24 protein-coding genes and 3 tRNA genes are annotated in these 23,658 nt (G+C 51.6%); 15 read left to right on the plus strand and 12 right to left on the minus strand.

Annotated features, from left to right (window positions below; all coding sequences use genetic code 11):
* Positions 1–118: 118 nt before the first annotated feature.
* From WBL83_RS22595 to WBL83_RS22610, 4 genes are all read left to right on the plus strand, one after another.
* Entirely contained in the window at positions 119–604 is a 486-nt protein-coding gene (locus WBL83_RS22595) for an FxsA family protein (RefSeq protein ID WP_424591213.1), read from the plus strand.
* A gap of 137 nt (positions 605–741) precedes the next feature.
* Entirely contained in the window at positions 742–1,035 is a 294-nt protein-coding gene (locus WBL83_RS22600; RefSeq protein WP_034461121.1) for a co-chaperone GroES, read from the plus strand.
* Between the two features lie 173 nt (positions 1,036–1,208).
* Complete coding sequence (groL, locus tag WBL83_RS22605) at positions 1,209–2,852, plus strand: chaperonin GroEL (protein WP_124023866.1); 1,644 nt, start codon at positions 1,209–1,211, stop codon at positions 2,850–2,852.
* Between the two features lie 157 nt (positions 2,853–3,009).
* The gene (locus WBL83_RS22610; protein WP_183272518.1) at positions 3,010–3,363 is read left to right on the plus strand and encodes a DUF4156 domain-containing protein; all 354 of its coding nucleotides are present in this window, start codon (positions 3,010–3,012) and stop codon (positions 3,361–3,363) included.
* A gap of 103 nt (positions 3,364–3,466) precedes the next feature.
* Here the strand turns inward: WBL83_RS22610 and epmB are convergent, their stop codons facing one another.
* Positions 3,467–4,495 carry an EF-P beta-lysylation protein EpmB gene (gene epmB, locus WBL83_RS22615; protein WP_424591214.1) on the minus strand — a complete coding sequence of 343 codons (1,029 nt, stop codon included), beginning with the start codon at positions 4,493–4,495 and terminating at the stop codon, positions 3,467–3,469.
* 40 nt (positions 4,496–4,535) lie between these two features.
* Between epmB and efp the strand changes: the two genes are divergently transcribed.
* From efp to ecnB, 3 genes are all read left to right on the plus strand, one after another.
* A complete protein-coding gene (efp, locus tag WBL83_RS22620) occupies positions 4,536–5,102 on the plus strand; it encodes an elongation factor P (protein ID WP_424591215.1) in 567 nt (188 codons plus the stop codon).
* Positions 5,103–5,286: 184 nt separating this feature from the next.
* A complete protein-coding gene (locus tag WBL83_RS22625; RefSeq protein WP_424591216.1) occupies positions 5,287–5,421 on the plus strand; it encodes an entericidin A/B family lipoprotein in 135 nt (44 codons plus the stop codon).
* Between the two features lie 102 nt (positions 5,422–5,523).
* The gene (gene ecnB / locus WBL83_RS22630; RefSeq protein WP_424591217.1) at positions 5,524–5,670 is read left to right on the plus strand and encodes a lipoprotein toxin entericidin B; all 147 of its coding nucleotides are present in this window, start codon (positions 5,524–5,526) and stop codon (positions 5,668–5,670) included.
* A gap of 47 nt (positions 5,671–5,717) precedes the next feature.
* Here ecnB and WBL83_RS22635 read toward each other — a convergent pair whose 3' ends face one another.
* Entirely contained in the window at positions 5,718–6,233 is a 516-nt protein-coding gene (locus tag WBL83_RS22635; RefSeq protein ID WP_424591218.1) for a response regulator transcription factor, read from the minus strand.
* A 371-nt stretch (positions 6,234–6,604) separates the two neighbouring features.
* Here WBL83_RS22635 and sugE point away from each other — a divergent pair, with 371 nt between their 5' ends.
* Positions 6,605–6,922 (plus strand): quaternary ammonium compound efflux SMR transporter SugE, encoded by a 318-nt coding sequence (sugE, locus tag WBL83_RS22640; RefSeq protein WP_424591219.1) that lies wholly within the window; start codon positions 6,605–6,607, stop codon positions 6,920–6,922.
* On the opposite strand, the gene WBL83_RS22645 is transcribed toward sugE, so the two are convergent.
* From WBL83_RS22645 to frdA, 6 genes are all read right to left on the minus strand, one after another.
* Positions 6,919–7,452, minus strand: coding sequence for a lipocalin family protein (locus WBL83_RS22645; RefSeq protein WP_424591220.1), 534 nt, complete (start codon positions 7,450–7,452; stop codon positions 6,919–6,921). The genes sugE and WBL83_RS22645 overlap by 4 nt on opposite strands.
* A gap of 99 nt (positions 7,453–7,551) precedes the next feature.
* Entirely contained in the window at positions 7,552–8,703 is a 1,152-nt protein-coding gene (gene ampC, locus WBL83_RS22650) for a CMY2/MIR/ACT/EC family class C beta-lactamase (RefSeq protein ID WP_424591221.1), read from the minus strand.
* 91 nt (positions 8,704–8,794) lie between these two features.
* Positions 8,795–9,154 (minus strand): fumarate reductase subunit FrdD, encoded by a 360-nt coding sequence (frdD, locus tag WBL83_RS22655; protein WP_064540797.1) that lies wholly within the window; start codon positions 9,152–9,154, stop codon positions 8,795–8,797.
* Between the two features lie 9 nt (positions 9,155–9,163).
* Complete coding sequence (gene frdC, locus WBL83_RS22660; protein ID WP_424591222.1) at positions 9,164–9,559, minus strand: fumarate reductase subunit FrdC; 396 nt, start codon at positions 9,557–9,559, stop codon at positions 9,164–9,166.
* A 10-nt stretch (positions 9,560–9,569) separates the two neighbouring features.
* Complete coding sequence (locus tag WBL83_RS22665) at positions 9,570–10,307, minus strand: succinate dehydrogenase/fumarate reductase iron-sulfur subunit (RefSeq protein WP_424591223.1); 738 nt, start codon at positions 10,305–10,307, stop codon at positions 9,570–9,572.
* The gene (gene frdA, locus WBL83_RS22670; RefSeq protein ID WP_424591224.1) at positions 10,300–12,093 is read right to left on the minus strand and encodes a fumarate reductase (quinol) flavoprotein subunit; all 1,794 of its coding nucleotides are present in this window, start codon (positions 12,091–12,093) and stop codon (positions 10,300–10,302) included. The genes WBL83_RS22665 and frdA overlap by 8 nt, the downstream gene beginning before the upstream one ends.
* A gap of 329 nt (positions 12,094–12,422) precedes the next feature.
* Here frdA and epmA point away from each other — a divergent pair, with 329 nt between their 5' ends.
* Positions 12,423–13,400, plus strand: a complete 978-nt coding sequence (epmA, locus tag WBL83_RS22675; protein ID WP_424591225.1) for an elongation factor P--(R)-beta-lysine ligase — start codon at positions 12,423–12,425, stop codon at positions 13,398–13,400.
* A gap of 128 nt (positions 13,401–13,528) precedes the next feature.
* Here the strand turns inward: epmA and mscM are convergent, their stop codons facing one another.
* The 3 genes from mscM to rsgA all read right to left on the minus strand — a co-directional run bounded on the left by mscM (position 13,529) and on the right by rsgA (position 19,103).
* Positions 13,529–16,867 (minus strand): miniconductance mechanosensitive channel MscM, encoded by a 3,339-nt coding sequence (gene mscM / locus WBL83_RS22680; protein WP_424591226.1) that lies wholly within the window; start codon positions 16,865–16,867, stop codon positions 13,529–13,531.
* 150 nt (positions 16,868–17,017) lie between these two features.
* Positions 17,018–17,968 carry an archaetidylserine decarboxylase gene (gene asd / locus WBL83_RS22685; RefSeq protein WP_424591227.1) on the minus strand — a complete coding sequence of 317 codons (951 nt, stop codon included), beginning with the start codon at positions 17,966–17,968 and terminating at the stop codon, positions 17,018–17,020.
* Between the two features lie 79 nt (positions 17,969–18,047).
* Positions 18,048–19,103 (minus strand): small ribosomal subunit biogenesis GTPase RsgA, encoded by a 1,056-nt coding sequence (rsgA, locus tag WBL83_RS22690; RefSeq protein WP_424591228.1) that lies wholly within the window; start codon positions 19,101–19,103, stop codon positions 18,048–18,050.
* 113 nt (positions 19,104–19,216) lie between these two features.
* Here rsgA and orn point away from each other — a divergent pair, with 113 nt between their 5' ends.
* The 4 genes from orn (at position 19,217) to WBL83_RS22710 (ending at position 20,269) form a co-directional block, all read left to right on the plus strand.
* Positions 19,217–19,762: an oligoribonuclease gene (gene orn / locus WBL83_RS22695; protein WP_424591229.1), complete on the plus strand. Its 546-nt coding sequence runs from the start codon at positions 19,217–19,219 to the stop codon at positions 19,760–19,762.
* A gap of 174 nt (positions 19,763–19,936) precedes the next feature.
* Positions 19,937–20,012 (plus strand) — tRNA-Gly (locus WBL83_RS22700).
* 67 nt (positions 20,013–20,079) lie between these two features.
* A tRNA-Gly gene (locus tag WBL83_RS22705) sits at positions 20,080–20,155 on the plus strand.
* Between the two features lie 38 nt (positions 20,156–20,193).
* A tRNA-Gly gene (locus tag WBL83_RS22710) sits at positions 20,194–20,269 on the plus strand.
* A 270-nt stretch (positions 20,270–20,539) separates the two neighbouring features.
* Here the strand turns inward: WBL83_RS22710 and queG are convergent.
* Positions 20,540–21,679: a tRNA epoxyqueuosine(34) reductase QueG gene (queG, locus tag WBL83_RS22715; protein WP_424591230.1), complete on the minus strand. Its 1,140-nt coding sequence runs from the start codon at positions 21,677–21,679 to the stop codon at positions 20,540–20,542.
* Here queG and nnr point away from each other — a divergent pair.
* Both nnr and tsaE read left to right on the plus strand, forming a co-directional pair.
* Positions 21,678–23,204: a bifunctional ADP-dependent NAD(P)H-hydrate dehydratase/NAD(P)H-hydrate epimerase gene (gene nnr, locus WBL83_RS22720; RefSeq protein ID WP_424591231.1), complete on the plus strand. Its 1,527-nt coding sequence runs from the start codon at positions 21,678–21,680 to the stop codon at positions 23,202–23,204. The genes queG and nnr overlap by 2 nt on opposite strands.
* Positions 23,197–23,658 carry a tRNA (adenosine(37)-N6)-threonylcarbamoyltransferase complex ATPase subunit type 1 TsaE gene (gene tsaE / locus WBL83_RS22725; RefSeq protein ID WP_424591232.1) on the plus strand — a complete coding sequence of 154 codons (462 nt, stop codon included), beginning with the start codon at positions 23,197–23,199 and terminating at the stop codon, positions 23,656–23,658. The genes nnr and tsaE overlap by 8 nt, the downstream gene beginning before the upstream one ends.

A 23,658-nucleotide genomic window follows, 5' to 3' on the forward strand; every position in this document is an offset into this window, starting at 1 on the left:
CGAAGATTGATTTTTGACTAAGGCGTCGCCATCTCTTTGACTACGCTTAAAGGCCAAACTATTTTACGCAAGTGCTTGATGGCGCTTGCTACAGTATTCCCAACAACAGGAGTGTACGGTGCGCTGGATACCGTTAATTGCCGTTTTCCTCTATGTTTACATAGAGATTTCGTTGTTTATTCAAGTCGCCCACGTGATGGGAGTTTTCCTCACGCTGGTGCTGGTTATATTCACCTCAGTTATAGGTATGTCACTGGTTCGCAACCAGGGCTTTAAGAATTTCATGCTGATGCAGCAGAAAATGGCAGCGGGTGAGAGCCCGGCGGCAGAGATGATTAAAAGCGTGTCGCTTATCATCGCCGGTTTGCTGTTGTTGTTGCCAGGCTTCTTCACTGACTTCCTCGGTTTGTTGCTGTTATTGCCACCGGTACAAAAACATCTCACCTTGAAGCTAATGCCGCATTTGCGTTTTTCACGCACACCAGGTGGAGGCTTTAGCGCGGGCACGGGCGGTGGTTCAACGTTTGATGGTGAGTATCAACGTAAAGATGATGCACCCAAACAGCTCGACGACCACGAGAACGATGATCGCCACAATCGGTAAAAATCGAAATTTTTTTTGTTTTCCCCCCTTGAAGGGGGGAAGGCTCATCCCCATCTCTCAGGTCACCAGCCGATAACCCATTTTGGGCCGGCGTTACCCAAACACTGATACAGACTTTCTCAAAGGAGAGCTATCACATGAGCATTCGTCCATTACATGACCGTGTCATCGTCAAACGTAAAGAAGTTGAATCTAAATCTGCAGGCGGCATCGTTCTGACCGGCAGTGCAGCTGGTAAATCAACTCGTGGCGAAATCATCGCTGTCGGTAAAGGCCGCATCCTGGAAAACGGTAACGTGCAACCGCTGGACGTCAAAGTCGGCGACATCGTAATTTTCAACGATGGCTACGGTGTTAAGTCTGAGAAGATCGACAATGAAGAAGTGTTGATCATGGCAGAAAGCGACATCCTGGCAATTGTTGAAGCGTAATCCGCGCAAAAACTTAACGAACATATACACAAAATAATTCGAGATGCAGGAAGGCGGCAAGTGAACGAGTCCCGTTGAGCTTACTCAGGTAAGTGATTCGGGTGAGAAAACGTAGCCAACGCCCATGCAACTTGAAGTATGACGGGTATTAACGAATTAAAGGAAAGTTAAGAATGGCAGCTAAAGACGTAAAATTCGGTAATGACGCTCGTGTGAAAATGCTGCGTGGCGTTAACGTACTGGCAGATGCAGTGAAAGTTACCCTCGGTCCTAAAGGCCGTAACGTTGTTCTGGATAAATCTTTCGGTGCACCGACTATCACTAAAGATGGTGTTTCTGTAGCGCGTGAAATCGAACTGGAAGACAAGTTCGAGAACATGGGTGCTCAGATGGTTAAAGAAGTTGCCTCTAAAGCGAACGACGCTGCAGGCGACGGTACAACAACTGCAACCGTACTGGCTCAGTCCATCATCACTGAAGGCCTGAAAGCTGTGGCTGCGGGCATGAACCCAATGGACCTGAAACGCGGTATCGATAAAGCTGTTATCGCCGCTGTTGAAGAGCTGAAAGCACTGTCTGTTCCTTGCTCTGACTCTAAAGCCATTGCTCAGGTTGGTACTATCTCTGCTAACTCCGACGAAACCGTGGGCCAGCTTATCGCTGAAGCGATGGAGAAAGTAGGCAAAGAAGGCGTTATCACCGTTGAAGAAGGCACTGGCCTGCAAGACGAGTTGGACGTTGTTGAAGGTATGCAATTCGACCGTGGCTACCTGTCTCCATACTTCATCAACAAGCCAGAAACGGGTTCTATCGAACTTGAAAGCCCGTTCATCCTGTTGGCTGACAAAAAAATCTCCAACATCCGTGAAATGCTGCCAGTTCTGGAAGCCGTTGCGAAAGCGGGCAAACCACTGCTGATCATTGCTGAAGATGTTGAAGGCGAAGCGCTGGCGACTCTGGTGGTTAACACCATGCGCGGTATCGTGAAAGTGGCTGCGGTTAAAGCACCTGGTTTCGGCGACCGTCGTAAAGCCATGCTGCAAGACATCGCAACCCTGACTGGCGGTACCGTAATCTCTGAAGAGATCGGTATGGAGCTGGAAAAAGCGACCCTGGAAGATCTGGGTACTGCTAAGCGTATCGTTATCAACAAAGACACCACTACCATCATCGATGGTACCGGTGAAGAAGCTGCAATCCAGGGCCGTGTGTCCCAGATTCGTCAGCAGATCGAAGAAGCAACTTCTGATTACGACCGTGAAAAACTGCAAGAGCGCGTAGCTAAACTGGCTGGCGGCGTTGCAGTAATCAAAGTCGGTGCTGCTACCGAAGTTGAAATGAAAGAGAAGAAAGCACGCGTTGAAGATGCCCTGCACGCTACACGTGCTGCGGTTGAAGAAGGTGTGGTTGCCGGTGGTGGTGTTGCGCTGATTCGCGTGGCGTCCAAACTGTCTGAACTGCGTGGCCAGAACGAAGACCAGAACGTGGGTATCAAAGTTGCGCTGCGCGCAATGGAATCTCCACTGCGTCAGATCGTTCTGAACTGCGGCGAAGAGCCATCTGTTGTTGCTAACAACGTGAAAGCGGGCGACGGTAACTACGGTTACAACGCAGCAACTGAAGAATACGGCAACATGATCGACATGGGTATCCTGGATCCAACTAAAGTGACTCGTTCTGCTCTGCAGTACGCAGCATCTGTAGCTGGCCTGATGATTACCACCGAGTGCATGGTTACCGACCTGCCAAAATCTGACGCACCTGATTTAGGCGGCGCAGGTATGGGCGGTATGGGTGGCATGGGCGGCATGATGTAATTGCCCTAACACTCGTGTGCTAAAAGCACCGTGTTAAGAAAACCCTCAGGCAGAAATGTCTGAGGGTTTTTTCTTTTTGGTCGCAGTCTGGTATAAGGTCATACCGGGGCGACGATGGCCCACTACACTGAATACGGCATTGATTACGGGGAACAACATGCGCATAAAAGTTTCAGCAGGAATGGCTGTGGCAGCATTGCTGCTGGCAGGGTGCAGTACCAGCAATGATCTGAGTACCGCCGGGCAGAGCGTTCGTTTTGTTGAGGAAAAACCGGCCAGTAATTGCCAACTGTTAGGCACCGCTACCGGCGAGCAAAGCAATTGGTTGTCCGGGCAGCATGGCGATGAAGGCGGCTCTATGCGCGGTGCGGCAAATGCCCTGCGTAATAATGCTGCGGCAATGGGTGGAAACGTGCTTTATGGCGTGAGCAGCCCGACGCAAAACTTGCTGTCGAGCTTTGCTCCAACGGCCAGCAAAATGACCGGCCAGGTTTATAAGTGCCCGAACTGATTTATCGGCGCTTTATGATGTCGGGTGGAGCTGAGCTTACCCGACTTACCCAACCCTTCATTTTGTAGGGTGGATAAGCGTCAGCGTCAGCCACCGTTTCAGGCTAGCTCTGCCGCAGTTGTAAATCCAGCGGTGTTTTACTCGGCTCGCCACCAATCTCACGTGCCAGCTTCGGCACCATATAGCCTGAAATCAACGTCAGCAATTCCCGCATAATCAATCTTGCTTCGTCATCAGTCACCATGAAATGTGCCGCACCTTGTACTTTATCAAGCACGTGCAGGTAATAAGGCATCACTCCGGAATCAAACAAAGCGTTACTCAAATCTGCGAGAGTCTGCGCAGTGTCGTTCACATCGCGCAGCAACACGCTTTGGTTAAGCAACGTAACACCCGCCTGGCGTAGCTGGCCCATGCTTACCCTGAACTCATCCCCAATCTCATTGGCATGGTTGATGTGGTTAACCAAAATGACTTGCAAGCGAGAGCGTGCAAGACGTGCAACCAGCGTGTCCGTGATACGAGCCGGGATGACAATCGGCAAGCGGCTATGAATGCGCAGGCGCTTAATATGTGGGATAGCTTCGACTTCGGTGATTAACCAGTCGAGTTCATGGTCTTTCGCCATCAGCGGATCGCCACCGGAGAAGATTATCTCATCCAATTCGGGATGTTCGCTGATGTAATTAATGGCTGCCTGCCAGTTGCGTTTGTTGCCCTGATTCTCCGAGTACGGGAAATGGCGACGGAAACAATAACGGCAGTTCACTGCACAGCCGCCTTTTACCAGCAACAATGCCCGGTTACGGTATTTGTGCAGCAGGCCTGGAACCACGCTGTGCTGTTCTTCGAGAGGATCGGTACTAAAGCCGGGGGCGGCTATAAATTCCTCTTTAGCGGTGAGTACCTGGCGCAGCAACGGGTCATTCGGATTACCTTTTTCCATATGCGCGACAAAAGCGCGCGGCACACGCAAGGCAAAAAGTCGGCGTGCGTCACGTCCCGCTAACAACTCTTTGTCAGCGTCTAACTGTAAAATATGCAGCAGTTCATCTGGATCGGTTATAACATCGGCAAGTTGCGTTAACCAATCTTCTCTGCGGGGGGGATTTAGGGTTACAATGTGTGCCATTTTTTGGCTAAGCTACCAATTAACAATTTCAGAGGGCCTTATGGCGACTTATTCTAGCAACGATTTTCGTGCCGGTCTTAAAATCATGTTCGAAGGCGAACCTTACGCAGTCGAATCCAGTGAATTCGTGAAACCAGGTAAAGGCCAGGCCTTTGCTCGCGTTAAAATGCGCCGCCTGCTGACAGGCACCCGTGTTGAGAAAACTTTCAAATCTACCGACTCCGCTGAAGGCGCAGACGTTGTAGATATGAACCTGACTTACCTCTATAACGACGGTGAGTTCTACCACTTCATGAACAACGAAACCTTCGAGCAGCTGGCAGCCGACGAGAAAGCGATTGGTGACAACGCTAAATGGATGCTGGATCAGGCCGAGTGTATCGTGACCCTGTGGGACGGCCGTCCAATCGCTGTTCAGCCACCAAACTTCGTAGAGCTGGAAATCGTTGAAACGGATCCAGGTCTGAAAGGTGATACTGCTGGTACCGGCGGTAAACCTGCAACACTGTCAACTGGTGCTGTTGTTAAAGTACCTTTGTTCGTTCAGATTGGCGAAGTCATCAAAGTTGACACTCGCTCTGGCGAATACGTTTCTCGCGTTAAGTAATCTACCCAAAATAATTCGAGTTGCAGGAAGGCGGCAAGAGAGCGAGTCCCGATGAGCTTACTCAGGTAAGTGATTCGGGTGAGTAAACGCAGCCAACGCACATGCACTTGAAGTATGAAGGGATACGTGAAGGTTTGCGGTGAAGCGTTTGACGCCTCACCGCGGCTTACAAAAGGCAGGGAAGATGAGCCGTTTGATTAAACATTTACTTTTCATCACGTTGTTAGCCTCCTTTCTAGCCGGCTGTAACACCACTCGCGGCTTTGGTGAAGATCTTAAGCACCTGGGCGGCTCAATCGAGCGCGCAGCCAACAAATAATTTCTAAAACTCCTAAAAATCTGCTTTTTCCGTCAGCCTGCCATTTTTTGACTATGCTTTAACTGCTATACACAAACAATATCGTCAAAAAAGGATACGGTCATGATTAAGAAAACTATTGCAGCGTTTTTTTCTCTCATAGTGCTTTCGTCATTGCTGACTGCATGTAATACGACTAAAGGTGTGGGTGAAGATATTCAAGATGGCGGCAATGCAATTTCTGGTGCAGCTACAAAAGCACAGAACTAATGTATTAGCAGACGGTACGGTGTTCATACCGTACCGTTATTAATACATTATTGATGCCGCTGTTCTATAAACAGTGAAAAGCGATTGCTTATCCCGAGCTTCATTCGGATATTGCGCTTGTAGGTATATACTGTCTTCGTACTAATCCCCATCATCCTGGCAATAAAATCATTGTTGGCCTTATCGGTCCATAATTTTAATATCCGCTCTTCCCGCAGCGTCAGTAATGGCGAGGTGTATTCACGCTCAGGGTGAAAGGGTGGCCGGGCGCTAAGCTGTGCCTGTATGGCTGAGTAAAGTTCAGGTAACGGCAATGATTTGCTTATTACCTGGCGTGAGCCCTGTGACAAGCAATACTCTTCAATCTTTTGGTGGCGCATGCTATTAAACAACATCAGCCGAATAGACTTCCCACAAGCCGAATAAATAGATGAGAGTTGCTGGATATTATGTAATGAATTGGCGAAGCTGGTGAAGTCGGCAATAACGAGATTGGGCCGCCACTGTATTATCTTTTCCCGCGCTAAAAGCAAATTATCCGTTTCAGCAATAGAAAATACCATATTGTGACTCAGCCAGTTTTTAAAACCGTGCCGACTATAATGACAACGGTCCACTAACAATATCTTATGCATACGTACCGTTCGCGTGACTCACTATTACAGCCTTTTCTGAATGTGCGAGAAAACATAATAATATGAAGAAAACGGCAGAAACGAATTGGGGATTTACGGGTTAATTCGTAGTCAATTCGCGGCTTAGGGTCAGCGCGTCTACTGAGGTGGCAACTTAACGTTACTGGTCTGGTGACGGCAAAGTCAGGTTTTGGCTTTTCTCCACGTCGTGGGTTGCTAAAATAACGCCCTCACCAGCCTTTTGGGACGACCCTCAAGCGCTTGATTTCCGGGGACGGCCCCATTGACTCGAGCTATTTATGGCCTGGTTGATTCTTGTTATTGCCGGTTTATTAGAAGTTGTCTGGGCTGTCGGCCTGAAATATACCCACGGCTTTACCCGCTTATGGCCAAGTGTTATCACGGTGTTGGCGATGGTGGTTAGCGTCGCGTTGCTGTCATGGTCGATGAAAACCTTGCCAACCGGTACGGCTTACGCCGTCTGGACGGGCATTGGTGCGGTAGGGGCTGCCACTACGGGGATCTTGTTGTTAGGCGAATCTGCAAGCCTGGCCCGCATTGCGAGCCTGGCGTTGATAGTCCTTGGGATTATTGGCCTGAAACTCAGTACCCATTAACTTCCCGTCTGTTTAATCCACATAAGTTTTTCTACCTTGAAGCCCTGTTGTGTCGCGATGTTCAGCATTTGCTGTTTCACTTCAGGGCTAATGGTTGGCGTGCGTGACAATATCCACAGATAGTCTTTATCCGGCCCGCACACCAGTGCATGTCGGTAATCTTTATCTATCGCAATGACGTTATAGCCACCGTAAAACGGGCCAAAGAACGAGACCTTAAGCGCTCCACGGCTTGGGTCACCGGTGAAATACGCTTTGCCAACACTTTGCTGCCACATCTGCCTGTCTGCATTAAACCCTCTGTTTATCACCCGAATCCCACCATCATCCATGGTGCTGTAGGAGGCGGTCACTTGATCCAGCCCGCGCTCAAATTTGTGGTCAAATCTGGCAATTTCATACCATTTGCCGAGATACCGTTTAGCTTCAAAATTGCTAACGACTGTGGTGCCGGGTGGTGGAGTGGGGGAGCTACAAGAGACGACGAGAAACGCAACTGCAAGGGTGGTGACAATCGGCCAGATGCGCATAGCAAAATCCTTGTCTGTTTTTTGCTAAGTGTAGATTGTGGTGGCAAAAATGCGGGGGATGGCTGGAAATAAATAGGCCTGCTGGCAGGCCTGGTTGTACTACTGCAATGCTTCGAGAATTTTGTATCCTGCTTTTACGCGTTCGGTGTTGGGGTAGCTTTTATTTGCCAGCATTACGATGCCGAGTTGTTGCTCTGGAATAAAGGCCACATAAGTGCCAAACCCACCGGTTGAGCCTGTTTTGTGGACCCAGGATGCTTTCACGACAGGAGCGGGTGGTTCGATAGCGACTGCTTTTTGTGCCGCCAGCGCCACTTTGTTATCGCTGCCGTTAATCAGTGTGTTGGCCTCTACCGGCAAGTTCAACATCTCCCAACCTAAGCCCTGATACATGCTGCCAATGCGCCAGTAGCGAGATTGTGCGAGTTCAATGCCTTGCTGTAACGTTTTGTCGTCGACGTCTTCAGGTTTCATGTTGGCCTGGACCCAGCTTGCCATGTCCTCAATCGTCGATTTCACCCCATAAGCTTCTGCATCCAGCATGCCAGGTGAAACGTGCACCGCCTTGCCGTCACGGTAACCCCAGGCGTAATGGCTTTGCTCAGAGGTGGGCACTTTTATCCAGGTATGTGACAGATTCAAAGGCTGGAATACGCGTTTCGACATCGCCTCTTCAAAACTTAATCCGGACGGTTTCACTGCCAGTGCGCCGAAGAGGCCTATGCTGGCGTTGGCGTACAAACGCGTGTCGCCCGGCTCCCACTGCGGTTGCCAGTTCTGGTAAAAGTTGAACAGGGAGGTCTGGCTGGTGACGTCATCAGGCACCTGCAATGGCAATCCGCCAGCGGTGTAGGTAGCCAGTTGCAGCAGCGTAATATCTTTCCATTGCTGGCCGGTTAATTCAGGCCAGTACTTCGTTGCCGGGTCGCTCAGCTTAATTTCACCGCGAGCAACATTATTGCCCCCAAGAACGCCGGTAAACGTCTTACTGACAGAGCCAAGTTCGAACAGTGTCTCTTTGGTTACCGGTAAGTTTTGGCCGACATCAGCCTGTCCGTAAGTGAAGTAATACGGTTTTCCCTGATAGATAACCGCGACGGCCATTCCTGGAATGCTTTGTTCTTTGAGTAGCGGGGTAATGACACGATCGACGGTCTGAGCAATCTGTTTTTCGCTAAGGGTTTTCTGGGCGGCAAAGGTAGAGCAAGAAGCTGTCAGCATCAGCATGCAGCAAAGTGTTTTTTTTATCACAGGTATTCCTCCATAAAGTGACACTTTAGTCCTGGGCGCTACAAATAAAAAGACCTGCACGGAGGCAGGCCTTTTTTGACACTCAGCGTGATTAGAGCGTAATCACACCGATAAACGTTACCACGGTCAGAATTGCCGCCAGACCGTAGAACACCCACTTGCCAGAGGGCACGTGGATTTTCAGGTCGTGCATTGCGTGGTGGATACGGTGTAAACCGCACCACAGCGGCAGCACAATCATCAGGAAGATGAACAGGCGGCCAATCAGGCTTTGTGAAAATGCCAGCACCCGCTCATAGCCCAATGCATCGCCCGGGAACAGACCCAGCGGCAACATAATGCCCACCAGCAAGACGATAACGGGGGCGATGATTGCGCCCCACATGCCGCCTGCGCCAAACAGACCCCAGAATACCGGCTCGTCGGAGCGTTTTGGATTTGGATTAATCATGACGTCCCCTTACCAGAACAGTGCAACAAACAGAATGACGACAGTGGCGACAGCAGTCACCGCCCACAATCCCTTAATCACCGGCTCTGGGCCCATTTTCTCATCTTTAATGATGATATTGGCGGCCTTCGGTGCCAGTTCGAACCATGTTTTGGTATGCAGTAAAGCAGCCGCTAAGGTGATCAGATTGAGGATAACCACGATTGGATTTTGCAGGAAACTGACAAACCCTGCCCAGCTTTCAGGGCCGCCTTTCAGTGAAAACAGACCGCAGATAAGCAGAATACTGAACCAGACGGTCGGCACTGCGGTTCCTTCGCGAATCATATAAAAACGGTAGAAGCCCAGCTTTTGCCACCAGGTCGGGGTCATCGTCCGTACATATGGCTTACGTTTGGTAGTCATTTTGCACTCCTTAGCGTGGTTTCAGGGTGGCAATCAAAAAGTCTTTCGAACTTTCGACTTTACCCTGCTGGATTGCAGCAGCCGGATCGACGTGTTTCGGGCAGACTTCGGAGCAGTAGCCCACGAAAGTACAGCTCCACACGCCATTCTGGCCATTTAGCTGCGCCATACGCTCTTTCTTGCCATGGTCGCGGCTATCCAGGTTGTAACGATGAGCTAGCGTAATTGCTGCCGGGCCGATGAACTCAGGATTCAAACCAAACTGTGGGCAAGCCGAGTAGCACAGGCCACAGTTGATGCAGCCGGAGAATTGATGGTATTTCGCCATCTGTGCAGGCGTCTGGGTGTTTGGCCCTTGGTCTGGCGTGCGCGCATTGCCAATGATATATGGCTTAATGGCTTCCAGGCTTTCGATAAAGTGAGTCATGTCGACCACCAAATCGCGCTCAATAGGGAAGTTGGCCAGCGCTTCAACCTTCATGCCTTGCGTGTATTCACGCAGGAAGGTTTTACAGGCCAGTTTCGGCACGCGGTTAACCATCATGCCGCAAGAGCCGCAGATAGCCATACGGCATGACCAGCGGTAGCTCAGGTCCGGTGCCAGGTTGTCTTTGATGTAACCCAGTGCGTCAAGCAGCGAGGTTTGTTCATCGTAAGGCACTTCGTAGATTGCACTGTGCGGTTCGCTGTCCGTTTCCGGGTTGTAGCGCACCACTTCAATCTTCAGAGTCTTCATCAAATCAGCCATTCGACGTCTCCTTCTTCTTGTCGGCTGCTTCGGATTCCGCACCGTAGACGCGTTTAGCCGGTGGCAACGTCGTGATTTTCACATCACTGTAATCCAGACGCGTGGTTCCATCAGCGTCACGGAAAGCGAGAGTATGCTTCAGGAAATTCACGTCATCACGCTCGGTACACCCTTCGTCTAAGCGCTGGTGAGCACCACGAGACTCTTTACGTGCCATCGCCGAGTGCGCCATACATTCCGCAACGTTCAGGCCGTGGCCCAACTCGATGGTGTAGAGCAAATCGGTATTAAACACGCTGGAGGTGTCAGTAATGCGCACGCGTTTGAAGCGTTCTTGCAGCTCAGACAGCTTATCGATGGTCTTCTGCATCAGTTCTGGAGTGCGATAGATCCCGCAACCTTCTTCCATCGACAGACCCATTTCGTCGCGGATCTTCGACCAGTTTTCAGTCCCTTCCTGATTAGCCAGCTTCTTCAGACGCGTTTCGACGTCAGCGGCTTGCGCATTCAGCGCAGCATCGTTGGCAGGTTGCGCTTCGTTGGCGCGCTTCATCGCACTTTCGCCCGCCAGGCGGCCGAATACCACCAGCTCAGCTAGGGAGTTGGAACCCAGACGGTTTGCCCCGTGCAAGCCCACAGAAGAGCATTCACCTACGGCAAACAGCCCTTTGATACGGCTTTCACATTGGCTGTCTGTTTCGATACCGCCCATGGTGTAGTGCGCGGTAGGACGTACCGGAATCGGATCTTTAACCGGGTCTACGCCGACATACGCTTTCGACAGCTCACAGATGAATGGCAGGCGTTCGAGGAGTTTTTTCTCCCCCAGATGACGCAGGTCGAGATAAACCACATCGCCGCGCGGCGTCGGAACGGTGCGGCCTGCGCGCCATTCGTGCCAGAAGGCTTGAGAAACTTTGTCGCGTGGACCCAGTTCCATGTATTTGTTGCGTGGCTCGCCCAGCGGAGTTTCAGGGCCCATGCCGTAATCTTGCAGATAGCGATAGCCATCTTTGTTGACCAGAATACCACCTTCACCACGGCAGCCTTCTGTCATCAGAATGCCGGAACCCGGCAGGCCGGTTGGGTGATATTGTACAAATTCCATATCGCGCAGCGGTACGCCATGGCTCAACGCCATGCCCATCCCATCGCCAGTCACAATGCCGCCGTTGGTGTTATAGCGATAAACGCGACCCGCACCGCCGGTTGCCATGACCACGGCATTGGCACGGATCTGCACCAGCGAACCTTCCATCATATTCATGGCGACCAGGCCACGTGCTGCACCGTCATCAACCAGAATATCGAGCACGAAATGCTCGTCAAAACGCTGGATTTGCGGGAACTGCAATGAAGTCTGGAACAGGGTGTGGAGCATATGGAAGCCGGTTTTATCTGCGGCAAACCAGGTTCGCTCAATCTTCATCCCACCAAAGCGACGCACGTTGACTGAACCGTCCGGACGACGACTCCACGGGCAACCCCATTGCTCAAGTTGGGTCATTTCGGTTGGACAGTGATGGACGAAGTAGTCGACCACATCCTGCTCGCACAACCAGTCACCGCCAGAAACGGTGTCATTAAAATGGTATTCGAAGCTGTCGTGATCCTGCGTAACGGCAGCAGAACCGCCTTCAGCGGCCACAGTGTGGCTACGCATTGGGTAGACTTTGGAGATCAGAGCAATTTTGGCTTGTGGATTGGCTTGTGCTGCCGCGATGGCTGCTCGTAAGCCCGCTCCGCCAGCGCCTATTATGGCGAGATCGGCTTGAAAGGTTTGCACGACATTCCTCCAGATTTTAGTTATTTCGCATAGCTAATTTAACCAAAGGTAGTTCACCAATACGGCGCTAGCTATAGCGAAAGGGTTATCCCTGCTCCTTTGTAGGTAGCGGATTATAGCCGCAGGCTTTCTATGGAAATTTGACGTGTTCGATTTTTTTGCTGTTCAGTGCAGCAATTAATTAATTCTGGTGATGAGTCAGGTCACGAAATTCAAATTATTACTGCTGAATCGGCGCAGCAGACGATGAAAATTTACTGCGCAAAATTTGTCTCCCTTATGCGTTGCGGGTAGACTTCTCGGCCTTGTATGAATACGGAGACTCTACCATGAGCGAAACGGCAACCTGGCAGCCGAGCGCATCCATCCCCAACCTGTTGAAACGCGCCGCGATCATGGCGGTTATTCGGCGTTTTTTTGCCGACCGCGGTGTACTGGAGGTGGAAACACCCTGCATGAGCCAGGCTACGGTAACGGACATCAATCTGTTCCCGTTTGAGACCCGTTTTGTTGGCCCAGGCCACGCTCAGGGCGTCAATCTGTATCTGATGACCAGCCCGGAATATCATATGAAACGCCTGCTGGCGGCGGGCATAGGCCCGGTATTCCAGCTGTGTCGCAGCTTTCGTAACGAAGAGATGGGCCGCCACCATAATCCAGAGTTCACCATGCTGGAGTGGTATCGTCCGCACTACGATATGTATCGTCTGATGAATGAAGTTGATGATTTGCTGCAACAGGTTCTGGAAACCGATGCCGCTGAATCACTCTCATATCAGCAAGCATTCCAGCGCCACCTGGAAATTGACCCGCTTTCTGCGGACAAAAACCAGTTACGCGAAGCAGCAGCGAAGCTTGATTTAAGCAACATTGCCGATCGGGAAGAAGACCGTGACACCTTGCTGCAACTGCTTTTCAGCATGGGTGTAGAGCCGCATATTGGTAAAGACAAGCCGACGTTTGTCTACCATTTCCCGGCAAGCCAGGCCGCACTGGCGCAGATTAGCACCGAGGATCATCGTGTCGCCGAACGCTTTGAGGTTTACTTCCGAGGTATTGAGCTGGCGAATGGTTTCCACGAATTAACTGATGCACGTGAACAACAACAACGTTTCGAGCAGGATAATCGTAAGCGCGCCGCTCGCGGCTTACCGCAACAGCCGATTGATGTGAATTTGCTGGAAGCGCTGAAAGCCGGTTTGCCTGATTGTTCTGGTGTCGCGTTAGGTGTGGATCGTTTGATTATGTTGGCTTTGAAGGCTGAAAGCCTGTCTGACGTGCTGGCGTTCCCGGTGGACCGGGCTTAAAGCCACCCTCACCCTAACCCTCTCCCTGAGGGAGAGGGGACTGTCCGGTTTGCTCTTTCGCCGTAGAGGGAGATGGGATTTGTTTGCTCCTTCTCCCTGGGGAGAAGGTTGGGATGAGGGGAGCAGACTTACAAACTCCCCGGCGTTCTACCTGTTTTACCCGACGATGTCAGCGTCTTACTGCTACGCTGCCCGCCCAGGCTATCCAGACGCATCTGGAATGGAGGGAACGGCAGTTCGATACCGTGTTCGCGGAACCCTTGCAGGATCAGCTGATGAATCTCGTGGCGCAGCGGCATACGGTGGTTCATCTCCGCGGCATAAATACGCAGCTCAAAAATCTGAATACCGGCCTGTAAATCCACGAGGAAAGCTTCTGGCGCTGGGTTATCAATCACCAGAGAACAGCGATCTGCCGCCTGTAACAACACTTTCGTCACTTCTTCGCTGTTGGCATCGGACGGTGCCGGAACCGTCAGCACCACACGCGTGACCGAATCTGAGAGTGACCAGTTGATAAACTGCTCGGTGATAAACGCCTTGTTCGGGACGATAATCTCTTTGCGGTCCCAGTCACTAATAGTCGTGGCTCGAGTGTTGATTTTGGTGACGCTACCGGTGAGATCGCGGATGGTCACGGTATCGCCAATACGAATCGGCTTTTCGAACAGGATTATCAGGCCAGAGATAAAGTTGGCGAAAATCTCCTGCAAACCAAAACCTAAACCGACACCCAGAGCGGCGACGAGCCATTGCAACTTCGACCACTCAATTCCAATCATCGAGAAGCCGACCAACGTCCCCACCAGCAACAGCAGATATTTGGTCACGGTCGTGATGGCGTAACCGGTGCCTGGGGCTAAATCCAGGTGCTGTAACAGCGCGAGTTCGAGAAGTGCAGGAAGATTGCGCACCAGCTGCATGGTGATAATCAGCACCAGAATAGCAATCAGCACGGCGCCGAGCGTAATCGGCTCAAGGCTCTCCACGCCTTGTACGGTTGAGGTCACATCCCACAGCGTAATGTTCTCAAGGAAGCCAAAGGCAGAATGAATTTCTGACCACAAGACAATTACCGACAACAGCGCAATCAGCATCAGAATCGAACGCACCAGACGCAGGGACTGCACGCTGATGGTATCCAGATCGATTTCCGGCTCTTCAATAGTTTCAGCCGAGCCTTCTGTGCTGTGGGCATGAGCCGGTTCTTCTTCGCCGCGAGCACGCTGAGCCAGGATTTCTGCACGGCGATGTTTGGCGCGGTCAAATGCCAGACGGCGGCGCTGGATGAACATCCAACGGCGGAAGATGTGGTAAACGACCAGCAACAAGAACCAGATGGCGACCGATGTTTCCAGCCTTGCGAGCAACGCTTGTGCGGTGGCGAGATAACCGACCGCTGCGGCCAGAATGGCCAGTAACGGAGCCGCAAGCAGCAGGTTCCACAACATGGTGTTGGCAATGTTTTCGCTATTACCTTGTTTATCCAGATACAGCGGAATACCGGCGCGTTTCAGGCTTAACGTGACGAGCGCTGTCGCGCCGCATATGAGAATAAAGCACAGCCGCCCAAGGGAGTCGGAGAACTCACGGTCACTGAGATTATCAAACATAATCAATGCCATAATCAGTGGCACGATCAGGCAGATACTCAACATGTAATAGCGCAAGGCGCGGGCCACGCGGTGTTGAGGCCAGCCAAAATGCACAATGAACAAACCATTCGGGCGGGCGAACGTTGCACAAATCATTACCGCCCACAGCAGCGGAACGGTTGCCGTCACGCCATCACCAATCGCCACGGCGAGGGGATACGGCCACGCCGCTTGCAGCCCGAACCCTAGCGTCGCCCAAAGCACCGGTAACGGCAGCGCCACCAGAATCGACCAGAACACCGTACGCAACGTTAAGCTGAAATGATCCTGAGTCACCTTACCGACCCTGGCACTGGAGCGTTCAAGGAAGGCGGTGAAATGCCGGCGTGAACTGATGCTGAAGCCCACCAGAATCAAGGCGGCAAACAGCGGCAGCAGCGTTTCCTTGCTGGTCAGCATCATGACAGTGGCGCTACCGAGCTGGCTGAAGGTATCCATCGACACCAGACGACGCAAATCCTGCACAATCTCAACCGGCCAGGTGATGCCAATTGGACTGACATCTGAGGTCCAGAACAGGTAACGGTGGGTGGCTTCGTTGACCTCTTTTAACGCATCTTCAAGCTGGCTGTTGGCCACTTTCAGTTTGGTTAGTTCGAGGATCAGGTTATCGCCGCCCTGCAGCAGAGAGTTGAGCAGTTCGCGCTGGGTACGCAGTTGCGCTTCCAGAATACGATTCTGCTCGCTGGTGAGCTCCTTGCCATCTGCCTGGCGAATCTGGCGCAGTTGCTGCTGCTTGTTGAGCAGATCTTCGTAATGCAGGCGCTGAACGCGTAACTGGCCTAGTTCGGTATCCAGCTGCTGGGGTTTTGGCATTTCAGGCAAACGAGACACCTGCGCACGTAATGCCTCGCCCAACACATTCGACACGCCAAGCCATTGTGACTGTTCACGCAACGTGTTGAGTGCCTGACGGACTTGCAAGGTCTGGCTGGAGGCCTGGCGTTGCTGAGAGGCCACTAAATCCATACGTTGAGCCTGTTGATTCAACGCCTGAGATAATTCACGGTTATTTTTAAACTGATCAACGATATCTGATGGCAGGTTGGCACTGCTTTCTGCCAGCAACTCGGTGCTTTCCAGGGCTTTTTCAGCTTCCCGCTGGCGCTGGTTATTCAGTTGATTACGCAGTGCCTGAAGATAGGCATCCAACTGCGTGCTCTGTTTTTGCGCCAGTTCGGCCCGCAGGCGAGCGAGCTCCTGGCGGTTACTGGCCGACAGTTGTGCCAGTTCCAGCTCATCGACTAACGCTTTCAGGCGTGAAGATTCGGCCTGCAAAGAGAGATTTTGCGCCTGGGCTAACGGTGTGCTGGTAGCCGGAAGCGTACCAATTCGACGTTCTACGTCGTTTAACTGGCGGCGAGCATCGGTTTGCTGTTGCGGGAGTTGGCTGAGTGAATCGGTGATTTCGCGAGTACGTTCCTGCTCTTGCTGCGCAAGGCGGCTTTTATCCAGCAGCTGGCTGCTAACTTGCAAGATTTCCTGATTGAGCGCATCGGTCGTCATGCCTTCCGGCACTTTTTGCGGTTCTTCGCTCAGGTTGTTGATTTGACGACGTAAGGTGTCAGAGAGCTTCGGGAAGTTATCGATAACTTGCTGATATTGTGTGGCTCGCTCCAGAGAGACTTTGCGTTCATCAAGCGCGTTGAGGGCAGCCTGAAGCGCTTCCACGGTTTCAGCGTTGCCAGGTTTGTCTTTTGCAGACTTAGCTTGTTCGAGTTCCTGGGAGATTTGTTTGGCGTCGGGGGCCGTTGCGGCAAAGGCGCCAAAGCTGAGGCACCAGGCCATCAGGAAAGTGATTATCAGGCGCACGTCAGTCCCTTTGGTTTACCCTTCGTCCTTCAAGCTGTAACGGCGTTGGCTGCCTTCGTTCACCCCAGTCACTTATTTATATAAGCTCCTGGGGACTCATTCAGTTGCCGCCTTGCTACAGCTCGAATGACTTTGGGTTGGGTAATCGAATTAGATGTCTGGTTTGTTCTCTACCGCTTCAGCCGCAACTTCGACTTCCAGAATCTCACTTACCGGGATTTCTGGTTCAATCACAGGTTCGATGGAAATCGCCAGTGGCTCACCAATTTTAGTGGCAGACAGGCTTTGCAGTTGTTCGGCCAGATTGACTTTACCTGGAGCGAACAAATTGATGACGGTAGAACCGAGTTTGAAGCGGCCCATTTCCTGGCCTTTTAACAGCGCCACAGAACCTTCGCTTTCACCCGCAGGCCATGTCCAACGCTTAATCACACCTTCACGCGGTGGGGTGATGGTGCCAGCCCAAACGGTTTCGATGCTGCCAACAATGGTTGCACCCACCAGAATTTGCGCCATCGGGCCAAACTCGGTATCAAACAGACAGATAACGCGTTCGTTACGGGCAAACAGGTTTGGTACGTTTTGCGCCGTTAAGTGGTTCACGGAGAACAGATCGCCCGGCACGTAAATCATTTCGCGCAAAATACCGTTACACGGCATGTGAACACGGTGATAGTCGCGCGGTGACAGATAAGTGGTAACAAAGCTGCCGTTACGGAACAAATCCGCCATTAAATAGTTACCGGCGAGCAGGGCTTCAAGGCTGTAGTTGTGACCTTTTGCCTGCAGGATTTTGTCTTCTTCGATTGGGCCTAACTGGCTGATAACACCGTCTGCAGGCATCACCAGCACACTTGGGTCAGTGTTCACAGGGCGAACATCGTCACGCAGTGGGCGTACGAAGAATTCATTGAAGGTGCGATAGCTGGCGGTGTCCGGCTTCTGAGCTTCCTTCATGTCGACTTTGTAGTATTTGACGAACATGTCGATAACCAGTTTGGTTAACCAGCCAGCTCGTTTGCTTGCACCCCAGCCTGCCAGGCGAGTCAGCCAAAGTTTAGGCAGGATGTACTGGAGCGAAAGTTTAAAGTTGTCTAACAAGATAGCCTCCTGGCTAAGTACCCATGTAAGCGGGCAAACACAAAAAGGAGCGCGATTTTAGCGATGCCCAGCTTAATTGTCAGCGGTCGGTATCGGAAAAGGTTTTACGCGATTTTACCTCGGACATACTTTCCAGTATGCGATGGTAATTATCGAAACGCGTTTCAGCGATTTCCCCTCGCTCCACAGCTTCACGCAGCGCACAGCCTGGATCGTTGGTGTGGCTGCAGTCACGGTATTTGCAACGGCCTAAATAGTCGTGGAATTCAGTGAAACCCTGCGTAACTTGATCCGGCTCTAAGTGCCACAAACCAAATTCACGCACCCCTGGTGAGTCGATGACATCGCCGCCACCCGGGAAGTGATACAGACGTGAAGCGGTGGTGGTGTGCTGGCCTAAACCTGAGTTATCAGAAACGTCATTAACCAGAATCTGGACTTCTTTAAAACCGAGCAGGTTGTTCAGCAGGCTGGATTTACCCACGCCCGATTGCCCGGCAAAGATACTGACGCGCCCGATAAGCGCCTCTTCAAGCTCTTTCAAGCCTTCGACTTTGTGGCTGGAGACGAATAAAACGCGATACCCAATTTTGCGATAGATATCCATTTGTTCATTGACGAACGCCAGGCCTGCTTCGTCGAGCAGGTCGGTTTTATTCAGCACCAGCAGCGGTTCTACGTCGAGGGTTTCGCACGCAACCAGATAACGGTCAATAATATTTAGTGACAGCTCCGGCAGGATCGCGGAAACCACGATGATTTGGTCAATGTTGGCGGCAATCGGTTTGACGCCGTCATAGAAATCAGGACGTGTCAAAACGGTGGTGCGTTCATGAACGGCATCCACAATGCCTTTGATGGTGACACCCGCGGCAGCTTCTTTAGCCGGGCGCCAGACCACGTTATCGCCCGTTACCAGCGAACGGATGGTACGGCGAATATTACAGCGGTGAATTTCACCACCGGGTGCTTCAACATCGGCATGTTGGCCGAAACGGCTGATCACGCGGCCATCGCGCGGTTCACCAAACTGAGAGTCGTCAGGATCGGCTTTCTCCACAGTCTGTTTAAGCCGACGCTGGTGGTTTGCTGAAACCCGGCGCTGCTGTCCTTTGGAGAGTTTATTTTTGCTCAATCTTACTGGCTCCTGGTCGCCCGTGATGGGCAAAACCTCTATGATACACACTATTTTATACGAATTAACCCATCGACAAGGGTGGGCTACGCACAAGAAGGGTGGAAAATAGCATGAGTGGAAATGAAAACAATCTGATTTGGATTGATTTAGAAATGACCGGCCTGGACCCCGAGCGGGATCGCATAATTGAAATTGCCACTCTGGTTACCGATGCCAATTTAAATATCCTCGCCGAAGGCCCAACGATTGCTGTCCATCAATCTGACGAACAATTGGCTCTGATGGATGACTGGAATGTGCGTACCCATACTGGAAGTGGCCTGGTTGAGCGTGTTAAAGCAAGCCACCAGGATGATCGTGCCGCTGAACTGGCAACGCTTGAGTTCCTGAAGCAGTGGGTTCCTGCTAATAGCTCGCCTATCTGTGGTAACAGTATCGGCCAGGATCGCCGTTTCCTGTTTAAGTACATGCCGGAACTGGAAGCTTACTTCCATTACCGTTATCTGGATGTCAGCACGCTCAAAGAACTGGCTCGTCGTTGGAAACCTGAAATTTTAGCTGATTTCAAAAAGCAGGGGACTCATCAGGCAATGGACGATATTCGTGAGTCCGTCGCTGAACTTGCGTTCTACCGTGAGAACTTTATTAAGCTTTGACAGGCGTTATGGAGGAGCTAAACTCCTCCATCGTCGACAAATTAATCATTTTGTCGTTTAAATCGCCATTCGAACTTATTTTATGAAAAAAACCTTTTGCAGGGGTTGCGACTAAAACGTTTTCTCGTATAATGCGCCTCCCGTACCGATGCAGAATTTGCAGCGTTACACAGAGCGGGAATAGCTCAGTTGGTAGAGCACGACCTTGCCAAGGTCGGGGTCGCGAGTTCGAGTCTCGTTTCCCGCTCCAAATTTGATTACAGCAGTGCCACCAAATTCGATGGCTTTTAAGCACCAGCTTGAAAGACGAAGAATATGCGGGAATAGCTCAGTTGGTAGAGCACGACCTTGCCAAGGTCGGGGTCGCGAGTTCGAGTCTCGTTTCCCGCTCCAAAATTTGATTGGCTTTTTTACAGCCACGCACCACCCAAGCGGGAATAGCTCAGTTGGTAGAGCACGACCTTGCCAAGGTCGGGGTCGCGAGTTCGAGTCTCGTTTCCCGCTCCAAATTCTTATCTCCAGTACAAATTATCCACAACGCTAAGCAGCGTCAGTGGTGGTTTTTACGTCCATGATAAATTATTGTGAACAGAGTTATCCACAGATTCCTTCCTCTCTCTTCGATTGCTAATTATTTCTTAACTTTTACATGATTATTTTAATAGGTTGATTTATATCATGTTTTAAATATTTGGAAATGTTAACCCGACCGCTTGACGTTTTTTTTCTGGTTGCTTCACAAGGTGTTCTAATTTTTATTCACATCCTGTGGACATGTCACGCATCACGTTTTAGCCCCTTTTCAATGACGCGAACCAGACGCTGTTTTTGCGGTAACTGGACTTCCGTAGCATCTGCACTTCGCCTGGTTAATTGTTGCGCAATCGCCCAGTCAATGTGTTCATCAAGAAGTGGGTGCTCACCTTTTCGCTGTTGCAGCGCGTTCAGAATCGCTTCATCCCACGGGGCGTTACCCATCGCCACCGCAATATTTCGCAGCCAGCGTAAATGTCCAATACGTCGAATCGCTGAACCTTCCGTCAACCGGAGGAAGTAAACTTCATCCCAGCCAAATAGCTCAACGAGCGGCGGCGCATGTAACGCGCGGCGCGGGCTAAAATCGTCTTCTACGGTTAATTGCGAAAAACGGTTCCACGGACAAATCAGCTGGCAGTCGTCACAACCGTAGATGCGATTTCCAATGAGCGGTCTTAACTCTTCCGGAATGGCTCCTTCCAGCTCAATGGTGAGGTATGAGATACAGCGCCTGGCGTCCACGGTGTAAGGTTCAACAATTGCGCCAGTAGGGCAAATGGTCATGCAGGCCACGCAGCGCCCGCACTTTTCCTCAATGGGTTCATCAACAGGAAGAGGAATATCGACTAACAATTCCCCCAGGAAAAAGAACGAGCCTGCTTCTTGATTGAGGATTAGTGAGTGCTTACCTGTCCAACCCAGTCCGGCCTTTTCAGCCAGAGGGCGCTCAAGAAGCGGCGCTGAATCCACAAAAGGTCTAAAATTCAGCGTGGCACAGTGGGACTGGATCATTTCACCCAGTTTTTTGAGCCGGTTACGCAGCAGCTTGTGGTAATCGCGCCCCAGGGCATAACGGCTGATATAGCCGATTTTAGGATTTTTGAGTGTCGACGCAAACGCGGCATTAGCCGGAAGATAGTTCATCCGCACGCTAATTACCCGCAATGTACCGGGTAGCAGTTCGTGAGGCCGGGCGCGCATCATGCCGTGACGAGCCATCCAGTCCATCTCGCCGTGGTATTGTTTATCCAGCCACAACTGAAGCGCGGGTTCACTGGCAGTGAGATCGGTATCGGTAATCCCTACTTGCTGGAAGCCGAGTTCGATTCCCCACTGTTTAATATTTTGCGCTAATTGATTGAGATCGAGGGGCTGTGACATGACGGACCTGAGCCTAAAAATAACCGCTAAAAGTATACCACACTCAGTCTGGTCAGCAGACTGGCTACGCACAGCGGAAAAGCAGGCAGCAGATGACTTAGGATTAACGTTGTATGAGTTGATGCAGCGCGCAGGAGCGGCGGCGTTTAATCTGGCACGCGAACTTTACCCACAAAGCCAGCACTGGCTGGTGGCATGCGGGCACGGTAACAATGGTGGCGATGGATACGTAGTCGCACGCCTCGCCCAGGCCGCCGGGATCCGCGTGACGTTGCTGGCGCTAGAAAGTGATAAACCCTTACCAGAAGAAGCCGCTACGGCGCGTGATGCATGGCTGAATGCAGCGGGTGTCATTCATGCGCCGCAACATCTCTGGCCTGATGACATCGACCTGGTGATTGATGGCGTATTGGGTATCGGTCTGAATAGCGCCCCGCGTGAGGCTGCGGCACAGCTTATCGAAAAATGTAATCAATCTTCGGCGCCGATCTTAGCGCTTGATGTCCCTTCCGGTTTGCTTGCAGAAACAGGTGCCACCCCAGGTGCTGTGATTCACGCCTCCCATACTCTGACGTTTATTGCCCTCAAACCTGGGCTACTGACAGGAAAGGCCCGGGATGTAGTGGGAAAAGTGCATTTCCATGCGCTCGGCCTTGAAGAGTGGTTGAGCGGACAGACGGCGCCCATTACTCGTGTGGATAGCGCGCAATTGTCCGGCTGGCTGCACCCGAGAAAACCTACGTCGCATAAAGGCAGTAATGGGCGTCTGGTGATTATTGGTGGCGACCATGGCACTGCGGGCGCGATTCGCATGACAGGCGAGGCCGCATTGCGTGCAGGAGCGGGACTGGTCAGGGTGTTGACTCGCCCTGAGAACGTTGCCCCCTTGCTGACCGCTCGCCCTGAATTAATGGTCCAGGAACTGACTCCACATTCACTGGATGAATGTCTTGAATGGGCGGATGTGATCGTCATTGGCCCGGGTTTAGGGCAGCAACCCTGGGGCAAAAAAGCGCTGGAAAAAGTTGAGAACAGCCGCAAACCGATGCTCTGGGACGCCGATGCGTTGAACCTTCTGGCAATCAATCCCGATAAACGTCAGAATCGCGTGATTACGCCGCATCCTGGCGAAGCTGCCCGGCTATTGAATTGCTCAGTATCACAAATTGAGAGTGACCGCTTACTTTCAACTGACCGCCTGGTAAAACGTTATGGCGGAATTGTGGTCTTAAAAGGTGCCGGTACGGTTGTTGCCAGCCACAGCGGTGAATGCGCACTCATTGATGTGGGCAATGCTGGAATGGGCAGTGGCGGAATGGGGGATGTGCTATCCGGAATCATCGGAGCATTGCTGGCACAGAAGTTAACCCCGTATGATGCTGCTTGCGCTGGATGTGTTGCTCATGGAGCCGCCGCTGACATGTTGGCCCATCGCTACGGTACTCGTGGCATGTTAGCGAGTGACTTATTAACGACGCTGTACCCTTTTGTTAACCCGGATTTGAATAGCAAAGAAAATGATTAATCGAGTTATCGCATTACCTGATGAAGCCGCGACATTAGAACTGGGTGCCTCTATGGCTAAAGCCTGCGAAGGGGCTACCGTCATTCATCTGTATGGTGACCTGGGTGCGGGGAAAACCACATTCAGCCGTGGTTTTGTGCAGGCGCTAGGCCATAAAGGGAACGTTAAAAGCCCAACCTATACGTTGGTGGAGCCTTACACCCTCGGTGATCTGATGGTGTATCACTTTGATCTTTACCGTCTTGCCGATCCAGAAGAACTCGAATTTATGGGAATCCGTGACTATTTCACCAATGATGCAATCAGTCTGGTGGAGTGGCCACAAAAAGGTCAGGGTGTGCTTCCAGAACCGGATGTCGAAATCCACCTAAGTTACCAGGCTGACGGGCGCGAAGCGTGTCTGAAAGCAGTTTCCTCATCTGGTGAGTCGTTACTGGCGCGGTTAGCCAAATAA

It is taken from the genome of Buttiauxella sp., from assembly GCF_049686335.1.
Taxonomy (GTDB): Bacteria; Pseudomonadota; Gammaproteobacteria; order Enterobacterales; family Enterobacteriaceae; genus Buttiauxella.